Below are 15,200 nucleotides of genomic sequence, written 5' to 3' on the forward strand. Positions count from 1 at the left end.
AAACAATAGATTTTGGTGAAAGGGGTTACATTTAATGGGGAAATTACATGAAAAAAATATCGATCCTGTAACATTAGGCGTTATTGCCGGTTCACTAAATGCGATTGCGAAGGAGATGGCACTAGTCCTTTATCGAATGGCTTACTCGAGTATTATTCGGGAATCTGAGGACTTAGGTGCGGGGTTATTTGATGAAAATGGAAATGAACTTTGTGAAAGTGATTCCTCTCCAATGCATATCGGGTCACTTCCTGGTTATATCTCAGGAGTTAAACATTTTCTGAAAGATGATATCCACGATGGAGATGTGATTCTTCATAACAACCCATATTATGGCGCATCTCATACACCAGATTTAGCGATCATTGTTCCTATTTTCTACAAGGGAGAGCTTGTTGGCTATGCAGCCAATACAGGGCATGTCTTGGATGTTGGAGGAATGTCCCCTGGCTTAATGGTGGATGTTGTCGATGTGTTTGCGGAAGGCAAACATTACAATGCCCTTAAACTTTACAGTAAGGGTGTGAAAAATGAAGACATCTGGAAGCATGTTCTAGAGAACGTACGGACACCTAAAGAAAACAAAGGTGATATTGAGGCTATGATTGCTTCAGCACGCTTAGGTAGAAAAAGATATTTAGAGTTAATTGAACGTTATGATTTGGAAACGGTAAAAACAGCGGAAAAACGTTGGCTGGATTATTCGGAACAAATGTTAAGAAAAGAGATTGAGAAGCTTCCTGATGGTATTTACAAAGCGCCTACCGGCTGGTTGGATGATGATGGCCGAAATTACGGTGTTCCGTTAAGGATTGAAACAAGCGTTGAAATCAGAGGCAGTGAAATTATTGTTGATTTAACAGGCAGCTCTCCTCAGGTTGAAACAGGCTATAATGTTCCTTTTTCTGGATCAACCTTGCCTGCCATTTATACCATTGTTCGTTCCATTCTCTTAGATGAGGCAAACTCGGAGGTTTTTGTTCCACAGAATAGTGGGATTTTCCGTCCAATTAAAGTCATTGCCCCTCTTGGGACCATTTTCAATCCAAGATTCCCAGCTTCTTGCTTTGCCAGGTTTAATCAAATAAACCGATTAGCGGATCAAGTAAATCTGGCATTCTCGCAAATCTTGCCTACCAAAACGACGGCAGGGAACTCGGCACATATTCATGCCAATTCCTACGCGGGAGTAGATCCTGATTCAGGTTCCTACTGGATTAGCATCGAGATTAATGAGGGGTCATATGGTGGAAGATATGGCAAGGACGGATTAGACGCAGTTGATACATTAGTGGCGAATACGCGTAATAACCCTATTGAAGAATTAGAAATGAGAACACCGATGCGCTGCCATCGTTATGAGTTAAGAGAGGAAGAACCAGCTTCTGGAAAATGGAGAGGTGGTATTGGAATTGCCAGGGAATGGGAATTCTTTACCAATACTCTCTTTACAGGTGAAGGCGATCGGCATTATGACCCGCCAAAAGGTGTTCGAGGAGGGCATGATGGTGAAACGGGTTCACTCGGTTTGACTCGAACTAATGAAAAGGAGCAAAACCTGCATGCAAAGGTCACCAATTTTAAGATAAATGCAGGTGACAGGCTCTTAATCAAGACCCCAAGTGCAGGTGGATATGGGAATCCATTAGAGCGGAACCCGCAAGAAGTAGTAGAAGATGTGCTTGATGAGTTTATCAGTAGGAACACAGCTCGAAATGTATATGGTGTTGTCATAGATTCAGAAGGCAAACTTGACTTGCCAGCAACGCTTAAGTTACGAACCAATTTGGAAAAAGAAAAGGTATTGAATTAATTATAAAAAGGGGAGCTCGTATATGTCATTAAATCCCTATCAAAAGGCAGGGTATGGTCAAGGAAACGTGGGCATCGGCAAAAAACCGGCAATCCTTATTGTAGACTTTCAAAAGGCTTTTACTAGCAATGAATCACCTTTAGGAGGAAGTGAATTAATTACTTCAGCCGTTCAAAAAACAAAGGAGTTAATCTCTCTCGCAAGACAAGAAAACCTGCCTATTATCCATACTGTGGTGGGTTACCGAAAAGATAAAAAAGATATGGGACTTTGGCCATTAAAGGTTCCTACACTTTCTGAAGTAACACTGGGATCAAAGTGGGTTGAAATTGATGATGAACTGGAAGTGAAAGAGGAAGACATCATCATCGTTAAGAAAATGCCTTCTGCTTTTTTTAATACGGACTTAACCAATATTTTAATAAGCAATCAAATTGATACCGTTATTATTGCAGGGTGTACAACAAGCGGCTGTATCAGAGGGACTGCTATTGATTCGTTTTCTTATGGCTTCCGTACGATCATTGCAAAAGAGTGTGTAGGTGACCAAGGAATAGAACCTCACCTGGCAAATTTATTTGATATTCAAAATAGATATGGTGATATTCTTAGTAACAACCAGATTATCAGCCACTTTACAAAAGTACTACGCTAAACATAAAGGCGCCAATTTTAATTGGCGTCTTTCGTATTTTTATCACTCAATTTGAAACATATATTTAGATCACATTTATGAAACAGCTAGTTTTTATGGCGTTTGTTTAACAAAGTGTTTCATCTTTTTAAAAGAAATGAAACTAATTGGAACGTTTTATGATGAAACAAACGAATAAAGAGTCTGGTTGTATTTAGAAGAGTCGTAATTTAACAAAAAAACATATCAATAACACTTGTCATTACTGGTTTTCCTTAATTTTCCCCCATTTTTTAAAAAGTTGGCACAGAACTTGCTTTATATAAGGTGAGAGCAAAAATTAAACAAAATGATTCAAGGAGGAAGAAAATGAAGATTGCAGAAACGTTTGCACAAATGGTACACACCTTACAGTACCAAGATTTAAGTGAAGAGGTAATTGACAGAACCAAATACTTGGCGCTTGACTTTATTGGTTTAGCTGCCAGGGGCAGCCAGTTTGATTCAAGTAAACCCATCCATGATTTCATCAGAAATTATGGGGGACAGGGGAATGGAGTGGTGATTGGAGCTAAGGATTTAAGCCCGATGCCGCAATATGCTGCACTGGCAAATGGATCCGCCTCTCATAGCTTGGAGCTAGATGATGTCATCAATGAAGCTTCACTGCATCCTGCAGTCGCGGTTTTCCCAACAGCTTTCGCGCTTGCGGACGCTTATGATAAGTCAGGGGAAGATCTTATTGTTGCAGCTGTAATCGGTTATGAGGTAATGGGCCAGCTTGGCAGAGCGTTGAATCCTTCAAGTGTTTATGCCAGAGGCTTTCATCCTACCGGAGTAGTGGGTGCCATTGCGGCAGCAGCAACAGCGAGCAAATTGTTGGGATTAACCTATGAACAGACGGTTAATGCATTAGGAATCGTAGGAAGCCAGGCAGCAGCATCCATGGAATTTTTAAATACAGGATCTTGGACAAAGCGCCTTCATCCGGGTTGGGCAGCACATAATGGTATGATTGCGGCTGAACTTGCAAAAACAGGATTTACAGGTCCAAATTCCATTATTGAAGGCGATAAAGGTTTTGCCAAAGCCTATTCAGGTGAGCTGAATGAAGAAACATTGAATGGTGCTTTTTCCAATGAGGATAACTTCATTTTAAAAACAAGCATTAAGCCTCATGCCTGCTGCCGATATAAGCAGGGACCTTTAGATCTTGTTCTCGAAATCGTTAAGACACATGATTTAAAACCAAGTGATATTAATAAAATCAATGTTTATATCGTTCAAACAGGACTTCCGATTGTGGCATTGCCAGAAGAAGAAAAGCGGAATCCACAATCTTCTGTAGATGCTCAGTTTAGCATGCATTTCGGTGCTGCGGCTGCTGTTATTTATCGAAATACGTTACTAGAGCAATATGATGACTCCGTGGTTACCCTTCCAGAAGTCAAAGAAATGATGAATAAAGTTTACTGTTTTAGAGGTGAAGATTTGGAAAAGGATTTCCCGAAAAAATGGCCAGCAAGAGTCGAGATACAAACAACGAAGGGGACATTCTCCAATCGAATTGATTATCCAAAGGGTGATCCAGAAAATCCATTATCATGGGATGAAATGATCACGAAATTTAATTATGTGACTTCCACTGTATTTGATCAGAAACAGCAGCAACAATTAGTTAAGGGAGTAAGGACATTAGAGGAGTTTGAAACAGTAAGTGAGCTATCTGTTCTATTAAAAGGAGGAGTTTTTGCATGAGTTTATTTACACTCGCACCAGATAAACAACAAGTCCTTAATTTAGTGAAAGATTTCTGTAGAAAAGAAATTGCACCGGTTGCCAGTAAATTGGAACACGCTGATGAGTATCCACATGAGATCGTTGAAAAAATGAAAGAGCTCGGTTTCTTTGGATTTACCATATCTGAAGAGTATGGCGGATTTGGGGTTGACTTTGTCACCTATGCGCTTGTAATAGAGGAAATTACCAGGCATTGGATGAGTGTGGCAGGGATCTTAAATAGCCATCTGATCATGGCCTATATTGTTGAAAAATATGCAACAGAGGAACAAAAGCGCAAATTCCTGCCACGGTTTGCTACAGGTGAATGGCGCGGAGGTCTGGCACTTTCTGAAGCCGATGCAGGGACAGATGTACAGAATATGTCAACAAAAGCAGAAAAAATTGGGGACTCTTATGTGGTGAATGGAAGTAAAATGTGGATTACGAATGCTCGCTACGGAAATACCTTTATTTTGGCTGCTAAGACAGATTCAAAGACCCAGCCGCGATATAAAGGGATCAGTTTATTTTTAATTCAAAAGGGCGGAGAAGGTTTTGAGGTTCAACGTGATATTGATAAGTTGGGCTATAAAGGAGTGAAGACGTGTGAAATCACGTTTGAAAATTTCCGTGTTCCTGCTGACCAATTAATTGGTGGAGAGGAAGGAAAAGGATTTAAGCAGGTGCTTGGCGGCCTGGAGTTAGGACGCGTAAATGTAGCGGCACGTGGTGTTGGTTTAGCACGTGCGTCGTTCGAAGATTCAATCAAATATGCACAAGAACGGAAAACATTTGGGGTACCGATTTGTGAACATCAGGCCATCCAATTAAAACTGGGTGAAATGGGAACAAAATTGGAGGCAGCACGTTTATTAACGTTAAATGCTGCGACTAAGCTTCAAAATGGTGAACGCTGCGATCTCGAAGCGGGGATGGCCAAATTATTTGCCACAGAAGTTGGCTTTGAACTAGCCGGTGAAGCGATGAGAATTCATGGGGGTTATGGCTATACAAAAGAGTTTAATGTTGAAAGATATTATCGTGATTCGCCGCTCATGCTGATTGGTGAAGGGACAAATGAAATGCAGAAAATTATCATCAGCAAAGGTTTAGTTCAAAAATATAAAATCTAACATTCATAAACAAATTAAGTAGGAGGTATTTATTATGGCGGAAATTCATACACCATTTGGAAGAGTATACGAGGATTTTAATGTAGATGATGTAATCATGCACTGGCCAGGAAGAACCATTACGGAAGCGGATGATATGATGTTCAGTCTGCTTGCTCTTAATCAGCATCCCCTCCACATCGACGCACATTATGCATCCAAAACTCAATTTAAACAGAATCTAGTAAATGGAACACTTGTCTTTTCTGTAGCGGTCGGTATGACCGTAAATGATATTAGCGGTGCTGCCATTGCGATGCTTGAATATGAAAATATCAAACATTTAAAGCCTACATTTCGAGGAGATACCCTTTATGGAAGAACAAGGATTCTAGACAAGTGGGAAACGAGTAAAAATGATCGCGGTATTGTCTATGTTGAAACCATCATTAGCAACCAAAGGGAAGAAGATGTGATGAGCTATAAACGGAAACTATTAGTGCCAAAGCGTGAGTTTGCGCCGCGTCCAAATACACACCGCAATCATTCATAAGAGTCCTGTAAACGGGAGGGGAAAAGATGAGACCATTAGAAGGGATGAGAATCATTGCTGTCGAACAATACGGGGCAGGACCTTATGCCACGCTTCATCTGGCTGATTTAGGAGCTGAAATCATCAAGATTGAAGATCCTAGTACGAAAGGTGAGGTTTCTAGAACAGTAATTCCTTATGCGGAAAATAACGACAGTTTATTTTTCCAATCATTGAATCGTAATAAAAAGAGTATTTCCTTGAATTTGAAATCAGAAGAAGGCAGGAAAATCTTTGAGGATCTCGTAAAGAAATCAGATGCTGTTTTCAATAATCTTAGAGGCGATGTTCCTGAAAAGCTAAAGATAAACTATGAGCACCTTAAACACTTAAATCCTAAAATTGTCACCTGTTCATTATCAGGATTCGGTACATGGGGATCAATGAAGAAGGAACCTGCCTACGATTACTTGCTGCAGGCGATGAATGGGCATATGAGTCTAACGGGAGAACCAGGCGGTCCGCCATCTAAATATGGGCTTTCTATCATAGACTTTTCCACGGGAATGATGGCAGCTTTAGGATTAATGGTAGGGATTTACCAGGCGCAAAACCATGGGGTAGGCTCAGATGTAGATGTTAGTTTATTTGATACCTCTTTATCCGTATTAAACTATCTTGCCATTTGGCATTTAAATAAAGGTTACGAACCGGTAAGAACAGCAAACTCTGCCCATCCTACTCTTGTTCCGTCACAACAGTTTCCAACTAAGGATGGGTATGTGGTAGTGATGTGTAATAAAGAAAAGTTTTTCCCAATCTTGTGCGATGGTTTAGAAGCACCAGAGCTGGCAGATGATGAACGCTATAAAAACTTCCAATCCCGCTTTAACAATAAGGAAGAACTATTAGACAAGCTAGTGTCTTTATTTAAGAAGCAGACAACACATTATTGGCTGGAAAAACTAAAGGGAAAGGTTCCAATCGCACCAGTGAACACGGTACAAGAAGCATTAAGGCAGCCACTCGTCGAGGAAAGAAATATGATTGTGGAAGTAGATACCCCGACCTTTGGGAATGTGAAAATGGTGGGCACTCCTATTAAACTATCGAATGATCAGCCGGACTATGTGGCCGGTCCAAGCTTAGGCCAGCAGAATGAAGATATTTATAGAGGTTTACTGGGGTATAGTTCTGAATATATCGAACTGTTAAAGAGTAAAGAAATTATTTAAATTTTTAGAGGGGTAGATACTTAATTTTCTACTCCTCTTTTTTAAGGAGATGAACATTTTGGGAGAGGTTTATTTATTTGCTCCTGGTAACAGTGAAAAAAAGATACACAAGGCCTTAAATCTTCATACGGATGCTGTCATTATTGATCTGGAGGATTCCGTTACATCGAATGAAAAAGAGATGGCTAGAAATTTGGTTTACTCACTCCTCAAAACAGATGTAACGTTTCGTTCTAAAATATACGTTAGAATTAATTCAATTAAAACACAGTGGTTTTTTGAGGATTTGAACATGGTGAATGAATTAAAAAGAGTTGACGGAATCATGATTCCAAAGAGTGAGGATAAAACATCCATTTCATTAGCAGCAGAACTCCTAAATAAGAATGTAGAAATCATTCCGTTAATCGAATCAGCTGCAGGAGTAATGAATATAAGAACGATTTTAAGCAGCGATCAAGCAGTCGATAGAGTGGCGTTTGGTTCCGTTGATTTTGCTTTGGATATTGGCGTAGATTGGTCTGTGGAGGGAACAGAACGTGCATACGCCATGTCAAAATTGGTGCTGGCATCGAGAGCGGCAGGAGTGAATCCGCCTATTGATGCGGTGTTTCCTATCATTGATGATAGGGAGAGTTTTATAAAAGATACCCAAAAGGGTAAGCAAACCGGATTTAATGGAAAAATGGTCATACACCCTAAACAAATTGATTGGGTGAAAGAAGTGTATACACCTTCGAAAAAGCAGCTCGAATGGAGCAGGAAAGTCATTGATGTCTTTGAATCATCAGCTCATTCCGGTGCCATTGATTTAGAAGGAAAGTTAATTGATCGTCCTGTCTATTTGCTAGCCAAGAGATTAATCAAATCCAGTTAACAAAAAAAGCGCCTATATCCCAGCTCGTTTAAGAGCAATGGTATAGACGCTTTTCTATTTAATTGGATACTTCTATACTAGCAGAAATGGGGCGGAGTTTTTTCGTTTCCTTTAAATCAACCTCTTTACCTTTAATCACCACTCCATAATCCTCTCGTGCCTGCGTTAAGCTGATTAACCCATCTAAGTAGTCATTCAAGACTTTATCGATATCCCGTTCCATTGGATCCCCATATCCACCGCTGGTTACGCCATAGATGACAAGACGTTCACCTTTCTCAAAAGTTGCCGCATTATTCTTAGAGTATAATTTTTCCTTTTCACCATTTAAATGGATTTTATAAAAGGCTCCAGGTGTACCTGGCTTGCCGCCATGTACCCCAGGCGGCGGATCAATTTCGCTATGGCGTTCCGATTCCGTTGTAATAACAGATGGAGTCAAAAATTCATACTCACGGACAGCGCTGGTACCACCGCGGTATTTGCCAGCACCAAATTTCTCTTCGATTAACTCATACCGATAAAAACGAAACGGAAGGTGCAGCTCAAGCTCTTCGATTGGCTGATTCTTAATGTTTGCGGATAAACAGTCAACCGCATCCATTCCATCCTTGCCAGGTCTGCCCCCATAGGAGCCCTCATCTACTTCAATCGTAATCCAGTAGTCACCATTTTCATACGTTCCGCTCATATACATCCCGTTCAATTGGGCGCTATTTCCGGCAGTAGCACGGTCCGGCATGACAGGGGCTAATGCCTGAAGGATTAGGTCAGCCACACGATTGGCAGGACAGAAGCGGATTTGGGTAGCCACAGGGAACTTAGGATTAAAAATCGTTCCTTCTGGCGCTACCACTGTAATAGGGCGAAATCCCCCAGAGTTTGCAGGAATATATTTATCTGTCAAATAAGTGTCCAAAAGCAGCGATCTAAATAAGCTGTATACCGCTACGCACGTACTTCCTTCAAATGGGGTGTTTAGTGCATTTGGTCTTTGCGGTGGTGCTTCAGATAAATCCACCGTAATGTTACTGCCTTCCACAATAACTTTTACACCAATTTTTTCAGGCTGATCACGATGAATGCCATCATCATCCAGATAGCCTGCAGCGTAATATTCCCCATCTGGGATCTTTTCAATTTCAGCCCGGAGCATTCTTTCTGAATAATTAATAAGCTCTCCAGAATACAACTTAATCGTATCAAGTCCATACTTATCGATCAATTGTGTATATCGCTTCACGCCATATTGAGCAGCAGCAACCTGGCATTTTAAATCGCCAATGACTTCTCTAGGGGCACGAGTGTTTCCTTCGATAAAATGCCACATGTCATCACATTTGACACCTGCTTTATAGAGGAAATTAGCATTGAAAATTCTACCCTCCGCAAACATATCAAAGAGATTCATAGAACCGCCAGGCTGAGCCCCGCCAATATCAAGAGCATGAGCCGTATTTCCTGCGAAACCTACTAGTTCACCTTGATAAAAAATAGGGGCTATGACACCTAAATCCAGGGAGTGGCTGGCTCCTAAATAAGGATGATTATGAATTAATACATCACCAGGCTGCAGTTGTACGCCGCGTTCCTTTAACGTTTTTAACGCTCCGCGCGTATATGCGACTAAAGAACCAACATGGAAAGGAGTGTTATCTGATTCAGCAATTTCTTCCCCGTCAATATTAAGGATTGCACAGCCCATATCCTCAGATTCACGTATGATGACGGAATAGGAACTGCGTACCAGCTGATAGGCCATCTCTTTCGCAATACTATCAAGTTCACCGCCAATGATTTGCAATAGCACCGGATCAAGGGTTTTGCTCATTATGAAATCACTCCTTTTCTCGTTAATTTAATAGTAGAATCATATAAAACTTCACCCTGCCAATTTGGATTGATGACAACCGTACTATCTAATCCATTGATAATCGCTGGTCCTTCTAAAATATAACCCTTCGGTAAATCGACTCTTTCATATTGAGACACCTCGTAATCCTGATAATTTTTTGGTGTCCCAAAGACCGCATTTGTTACTTTTGTTGGAACAACAGCATGTTGAGTATCGTCCGCATGGGGAACCTCCAAATCAGGCATCACGCCCACAGTACGAACACGCAGATTAATAATTTCAATTGGGTTTCCTTCGAATGCAAATCCATAGGTTTCATGGTGAGTTGTATCAAATTTTTGTTGAATTTCTTCACGCCAATATTCGTTGAATCCATGAAATTCAATCGATAATTCATATCCTTGGCCGGCATAACGGCAATCCATTTGCAAAAGGGTAACGGTGTCACGTTTTTCCTTGCCCTGCTGGCTATCCTTTGAGATTTGCAGCTCCGCTTCGATCTGCATTTCACGGTAATATTGGTTAATGCGTGATTCCTCTGCCGAATCAAGCAGCACGCCAATCGTACGAATATAATCAAATTTTAAATCGGTGGATAATAGCCCCATCGCCGAAGTAATACCAGGTGCAGGAGGGACGAGAATCGTTGGGATATCCAGGGCATCTGCCACATCACAGCCGTGAAGAGGGCCGGCCCCGCCAAAGGCAACCAGTGCGAATTCCCGAGGGTCATAGCCTCTTTGGATGGAGTGGATCCGAATGGCCTTAACCATGTTGGCATTCATAATTTCAAGGGTGGAAAGGGAAGCCTCTTTTAAATCCATATTAAATGGTTCGCAAATTGAGCAACTCATCGCTTCCTCAGATAATTGCTTTTGAAGCTTGATTCTGCCGCCAAGGAAATTATTTGGATCAATTCTGCCCAAAATCACATTGGCGTCTGTAACGGTAGCTTCTGTTCCGCCGCGTTTATAACAGGCAGGACCCGGTTCGGCACCTGCACTTCTTGGTCCAACGTTAAAACCGCCGCCACTGTCTGCCCAGGCAATACTTCCTCCGCCAGCACCAATGGAGATAACATCCAGTTGTGGAAATAAGACTGGATAACCGGCGATTTGGCAGTTTTGGAAATTGATTTCTAATAACTGCTCCGGTATGACTGTAATATCAGCAGATGTACCACCGATATCAAGACCGATTAATTTCGTGTGATTATGGAGATTCCCAATAAATTGTGTCCCAATAACACCTGCAGCCGGTCCGGACATAAGAGTGGAAACTGGTTTTTCAGAAACACCGTCGATACCACTGATCCCGCCGTTTGACTGCATGATTAAAATTTCAGCGCCACAGCCGATTTCCTTTAAGCCTTTTTCAAGTGATTTCATATAGGATCTCATTTTTGGTTTTGTAAAAGCATTAATGGCTGTGGTAGTAAACCTTTCAAACTCCCGGTATTGAGAAATCACTTCGTGTGACAAGGATATTTCAGCTTCTGGATAATATTCAGTGATCAGCTCGCCAACACGTTTTTCATGAATTGGATTCAAAAAGGAAAATAAGAATGCTACCGCAATGGATTTTACACCATCAGCTTTGAGCTCCTTGATGGCTTCAATGACATCGCTTTCATTTAAGGGGACAAAAATGTCTCCTGGTGGAATAATCCTTTCTCTGACTACTTTTCGATGTTTTCTCTCAATTAGTGGTTTTACTTGGAAGGGGATATCTTGCATGATTGAAAAATTGTGAGGGCGTCTGTGTCTGCCAATATGCAAAATATCTCTAAAACCCATGGTTGTAATGAGTCCAGTTTTAGAACCTTCATGCTCAATCAGTGCATTCGTAGCTACTGTAGTGCCGTGTAAAAACATATCAATATCGCTCGGCTGAATGCCAGCTTTATCACAAATCTCTTTTACACCTTGAATAATACCGATAGATTGATCGGCTTTTGTCGATGGAACCTTATGGTAAACATGTTTTTGACCCACACCTGTGAGAATTAAGTCGGTATTTGTGCCGCCAACATCTACTCCAACTCTAATCATCGTAACCCTCCTTATACCCTTTGATAGTTATTTAGATATTTTTTATAAATTTCTGGCTTTCTTTCATTATTCCAATCAATTCGTGCTTTGCTGCTCGTTACTAGAGAAAGGTCGATGTCTCCAACAAGATAGGACCATTCTTGGTCATTCATTTGTGTAATGACCGTTCCAAAAGGGTCAATTAAGCAGCTATTTCCAAAATGGTGTCTCTCAGAAGGTTCACCATGTATTTGTTCGTTCCCCGCTTTATTTACGCCCATAACAAATACATTGTTCTCCATTGCTCGTATTTGCAATTCTTTTACGTACATATCCTTTCTAAAACCAAAGGTAGCGGTTGGAACAATGACTAAATTTGCACCCTGCACCGTAAGGGTTTTCCATGCTTCAGGAAACGATCGGTCAAAGCAAATTAAGATTCCCACTTTCATTCCATTATCAAGAGTAAAAACAGGAAACTCTTTACCGCCGCCGCCAAATTGTTCAAAGTAGTATTTCTCATCAGTAGAAAGACTAGGACTGTCCACTTTTGGCAAATGGACCTTTCGATATCTGCCAATCAATCCTTTTGTTGGAGAACAAATAAAGGCGGTATTATAATAGTTTGTTTGTCCATTTTCCTCCGCTTTTTCAAATAATGTACCTAAAATATGAACGTCATACGTTACGGCCATTTCGGTAACTTTTTTTACAGTAGAGCCGTTGATGGTTTCTGCGTACGAGAAAAATTTTTCATCTTGGAGCACACCAAAATAGGGTGCTGTCATAAGCTCTGAATAGGATATGAGATAGGGCTTATCTCTTAAAATGAGTTCCTCCGTTTTTTTGGCAAGGATGGCCCAGTTTTTTTCATAGCTTCCGGGATATGAACCAATTTGCAATCCAGCAACTTTAATTTTATGCAACAATTTCACCTCCCTTTTTAAAGTCCACAATCGTATAATTGCAAGAATTGTGCCATCTTCTAATTAATAGAAAAAAGAATATAGGATGGTTGTTTACAAGGATTAGAAAATGAACAGGGTCAAAATCCGGAGATGATTGTTAAATTTTTTAACACAACATGAAACAAAAGGAACAAAATTTGAAACAATACTATTCTGACTATTTTTAATATTGTGTTATTATTAAGTTAATAGAATTAATTGTTAAGGAAAAGTTGATGCAAAATAGGAGATGAGTAGAATTGCCAACCAAAATACTTGCCATCACACATAAGAATTTTTCACATTTATACTACGAAGTAATAGAACTGTTAAATTTACCTTTAAGTTTAGAAGTATTAGAGGTGAATTTTGGAGAGTTACATAAAATTGACCATGAAATGTTTTCACGCTTTGATTTAGTCATTACGAGTGGTGCTCATCTAGAAATGATTAATAAGGATTATTATGAGTTAACCTATCTTGTACCCTTTTATCCTTTACATTTTACAGAGGCCGATTTGGTTAAGGGACTGGCTCAAGCTAAAAAATTTGGAAGGAAAATTTTGTTAATGTATTTTCCGGAAGAGGATTATCAGCTCGAACAATATGAGGATTTATTAGACATAGAATTGAAAAGGGTTTCATTCTCTAATTTAAAGGAAGCAGAGGAAATCATGAATGATTGTTATCAAAAAGGGTTTAACGTCGTTATTGGGACCAGTTCAGTCTGTGAAATAGCGGATAAAAAAGGGATAAAAAATGTTCTCATATATTCGATAGATTCTTTAAAACTAGAAATTATTAAAGCTTACCAGTTAGCTGCGACAAAGAGCAAAATGGTAAACTACGGTAAAATCAAAGATGTCATCCTTCAATATGCAGGTAACCCTATTTTTCTATTAGACCAACATCTAAGAATTATTGATACCAACGCGCATGGGTTTAAGTATGTAAAAAAAAGCAGCAAGTACGAGATCATAGGAGAGCAGTTTAACACGTTGATTAACATTGATTTTAAAGGTATAGGAACCGAATCGGTTAGTTTTACATATAAATCAGAACAAATAGTCATTGAACCGATTATGAATAGTGCAAACAGTAAAATGTATATTGTTGCTGTAGAGGGTTCTCGTACTCGTGGACCAAGTGAAAATAAAAAGGAAGATACCTTAAACCCGAAATATCAATTTACAAATATTATCCACACTTCTCAAATTATGAATAAGGTCATCATTAAAACCAAACAGTACGCCCAAACGGATGCACCGTTATTGATATTTGGTGAATCAGGAACAGGTAAAGAATTAATAGCCCATAGCGTGCACCACTATAGTAATCGAAAGGCACAGCCATTCCTTCCAGTGAATTGTTCGGCGATTCCGCAAAATATTCTCGAAAGTGAATTATTTGGCTACGAAGAAGGAGCTTTTACCGGTGCAAGAAAAGGAGGGAAACCAGGATATTTTGAAATGGCTCAAAATGGAACCATCTTTCTTGATGAAATTGGGGAAATTCCTTTGGATATTCAAACAAAGCTTCTAAGGGTTCTGCAGGAAAAAGAAGTAATCCGGTTAGGCGGCAGAAATATCATACCACTAGATGTTAGAGTGATCACAGCGACGAATAAACCGCTAGTCGATTTAATTAGGAAAAAGACCTTTAGAGAAGATTTATATTATAGGATTAATGTACTTCAAATTAATGTACCGCCAGTTAGAGATAGAAAAGAAGATATTCCGCTGCTTCTTAATCACTTACTTGTGAAATACGGAATGGATACACACCAAGCTAGTTATTTAATCAATATGGCCAAAAATAGTTTATCTACGTATAACTGGCCAGGAAATGTCAGGGAGATGGAAAATTTTGCTCAGCGATTTTGTGCACTTCAATCTATTTCTAATACTACTTTGGACTTAATGAAATTATTTACAGATATTTTGAGTGAATTTTTTGAACAAAAGAATCAAATAGTAGGTAGTTTCGTTAGGAGCGAAGAAGGTGATCTTCAAGAACACATGCCGAAGCCTGAACTTGAAAAGTTAAAAATAATAAATGTCCTCCTTGAAACAAATGGGAATAAGAATCAAACTGCGGTTAAACTTGGCATGTCTAGAACGACACTATGGAGGAAGATAAAGGAATACGATATTGAAACAAGTTTTTAAGGGTGATTTTTTGTTAATGAACTGAATGAATGGATTTACCCCCACGCCTACTTTTAGAGATGCGGGGGTTTTTATTTTTTATCGTAAGACTATAATCCCTAATCAATTAAGTCCATAACGTTTCGTTTGTTGTTACGTTGAAACAACGTATGAAACAAAAAGCATATTAATCAACATATATTTTTATTCGAATCTAAGCAATGGAATGATAAAAA

General features: G+C 39.7%; 11 protein-coding genes. 8 read left to right on the forward strand and 3 right to left on the reverse strand.

The annotated features are described in order from the left end of the window. Positions 1-34: 34 nt before the first annotated feature. The 7 genes from M3189_RS06120 (at position 35) to M3189_RS06150 (ending at position 7,985) form a co-directional block, all read left to right on the forward strand. Positions 35-1,813, forward strand: a complete 1,779-nt coding sequence (locus tag M3189_RS06120; RefSeq protein ID WP_251632882.1) for a hydantoinase B/oxoprolinase family protein — start codon at positions 35-37, stop codon at positions 1,811-1,813. A gap of 22 nt (positions 1,814-1,835) precedes the next feature. Next, positions 1,836-2,468, forward strand: coding sequence for an isochorismatase family protein (locus tag M3189_RS06125; RefSeq protein ID WP_251632883.1), 633 nt, complete (start codon positions 1,836-1,838; stop codon positions 2,466-2,468). Between the two features lie 348 nt (positions 2,469-2,816). Continuing rightward, positions 2,817-4,205 carry an MmgE/PrpD family protein gene (locus M3189_RS06130; protein WP_251632884.1) on the forward strand — a complete coding sequence of 463 codons (1,389 nt, stop codon included), beginning with the start codon at positions 2,817-2,819 and terminating at the stop codon, positions 4,203-4,205. Continuing rightward, positions 4,202-5,362, forward strand: coding sequence for an acyl-CoA dehydrogenase family protein (locus M3189_RS06135; protein ID WP_251632885.1), 1,161 nt, complete (start codon positions 4,202-4,204; stop codon positions 5,360-5,362). The genes M3189_RS06130 and M3189_RS06135 overlap by 4 nt, the downstream gene beginning before the upstream one ends. A 34-nt stretch (positions 5,363-5,396) precedes the next feature. After that, entirely contained in the window at positions 5,397-5,894 is a 498-nt protein-coding gene (locus tag M3189_RS06140) for a MaoC family dehydratase (RefSeq protein WP_251632886.1), read from the forward strand. Between the two features lie 26 nt (positions 5,895-5,920). Then, entirely contained in the window at positions 5,921-7,108 is a 1,188-nt protein-coding gene (locus M3189_RS06145) for a CaiB/BaiF CoA transferase family protein (protein WP_251632887.1), read from the forward strand. 58 nt (positions 7,109-7,166) lie between these two features. Beyond that, positions 7,167-7,985: an HpcH/HpaI aldolase/citrate lyase family protein gene (locus M3189_RS06150; protein WP_251632888.1), complete on the forward strand. Its 819-nt coding sequence runs from the start codon at positions 7,167-7,169 to the stop codon at positions 7,983-7,985. 58 nt (positions 7,986-8,043) lie between these two features. Here M3189_RS06150 and M3189_RS06155 read toward each other — a convergent pair whose 3' ends face one another. The 3 genes from M3189_RS06155 to M3189_RS06165 are packed head-to-tail and all read right to left on the reverse strand — an operon-like array spanning position 8,044 to position 12,796. Continuing rightward, positions 8,044-9,816, reverse strand: a complete 1,773-nt coding sequence (locus M3189_RS06155; protein ID WP_251632889.1) for a hydantoinase B/oxoprolinase family protein — start codon at positions 9,814-9,816, stop codon at positions 8,044-8,046. Then, the gene (locus tag M3189_RS06160; RefSeq protein ID WP_251632890.1) at positions 9,816-11,891 is read right to left on the reverse strand and encodes a hydantoinase/oxoprolinase family protein; all 2,076 of its coding nucleotides are present in this window, start codon (positions 11,889-11,891) and stop codon (positions 9,816-9,818) included. Before M3189_RS06160 ends, M3189_RS06155 begins: the two co-directional genes overlap by 1 nt. A gap of 11 nt (positions 11,892-11,902) precedes the next feature. After that, complete coding sequence (locus M3189_RS06165) at positions 11,903-12,796, reverse strand: carbon-nitrogen hydrolase family protein (protein ID WP_251632891.1); 894 nt, start codon at positions 12,794-12,796, stop codon at positions 11,903-11,905. Between the two features lie 281 nt (positions 12,797-13,077). On the opposite strand from M3189_RS06165, the gene M3189_RS06170 reads away from it, so the two are divergent. Then, the gene (locus M3189_RS06170; protein WP_251632892.1) at positions 13,078-14,985 is read left to right on the forward strand and encodes a sigma 54-interacting transcriptional regulator; all 1,908 of its coding nucleotides are present in this window, start codon (positions 13,078-13,080) and stop codon (positions 14,983-14,985) included. Positions 14,986-15,200: the final 215 nt, after the last annotated feature.

The sequence above is a fragment of the Neobacillus niacini genome (assembly GCF_023715415.1).
GTDB classification, from domain to species: Bacteria; Bacillota; Bacilli; order Bacillales; family Cytobacillaceae; genus Neobacillus; species Neobacillus niacini_C.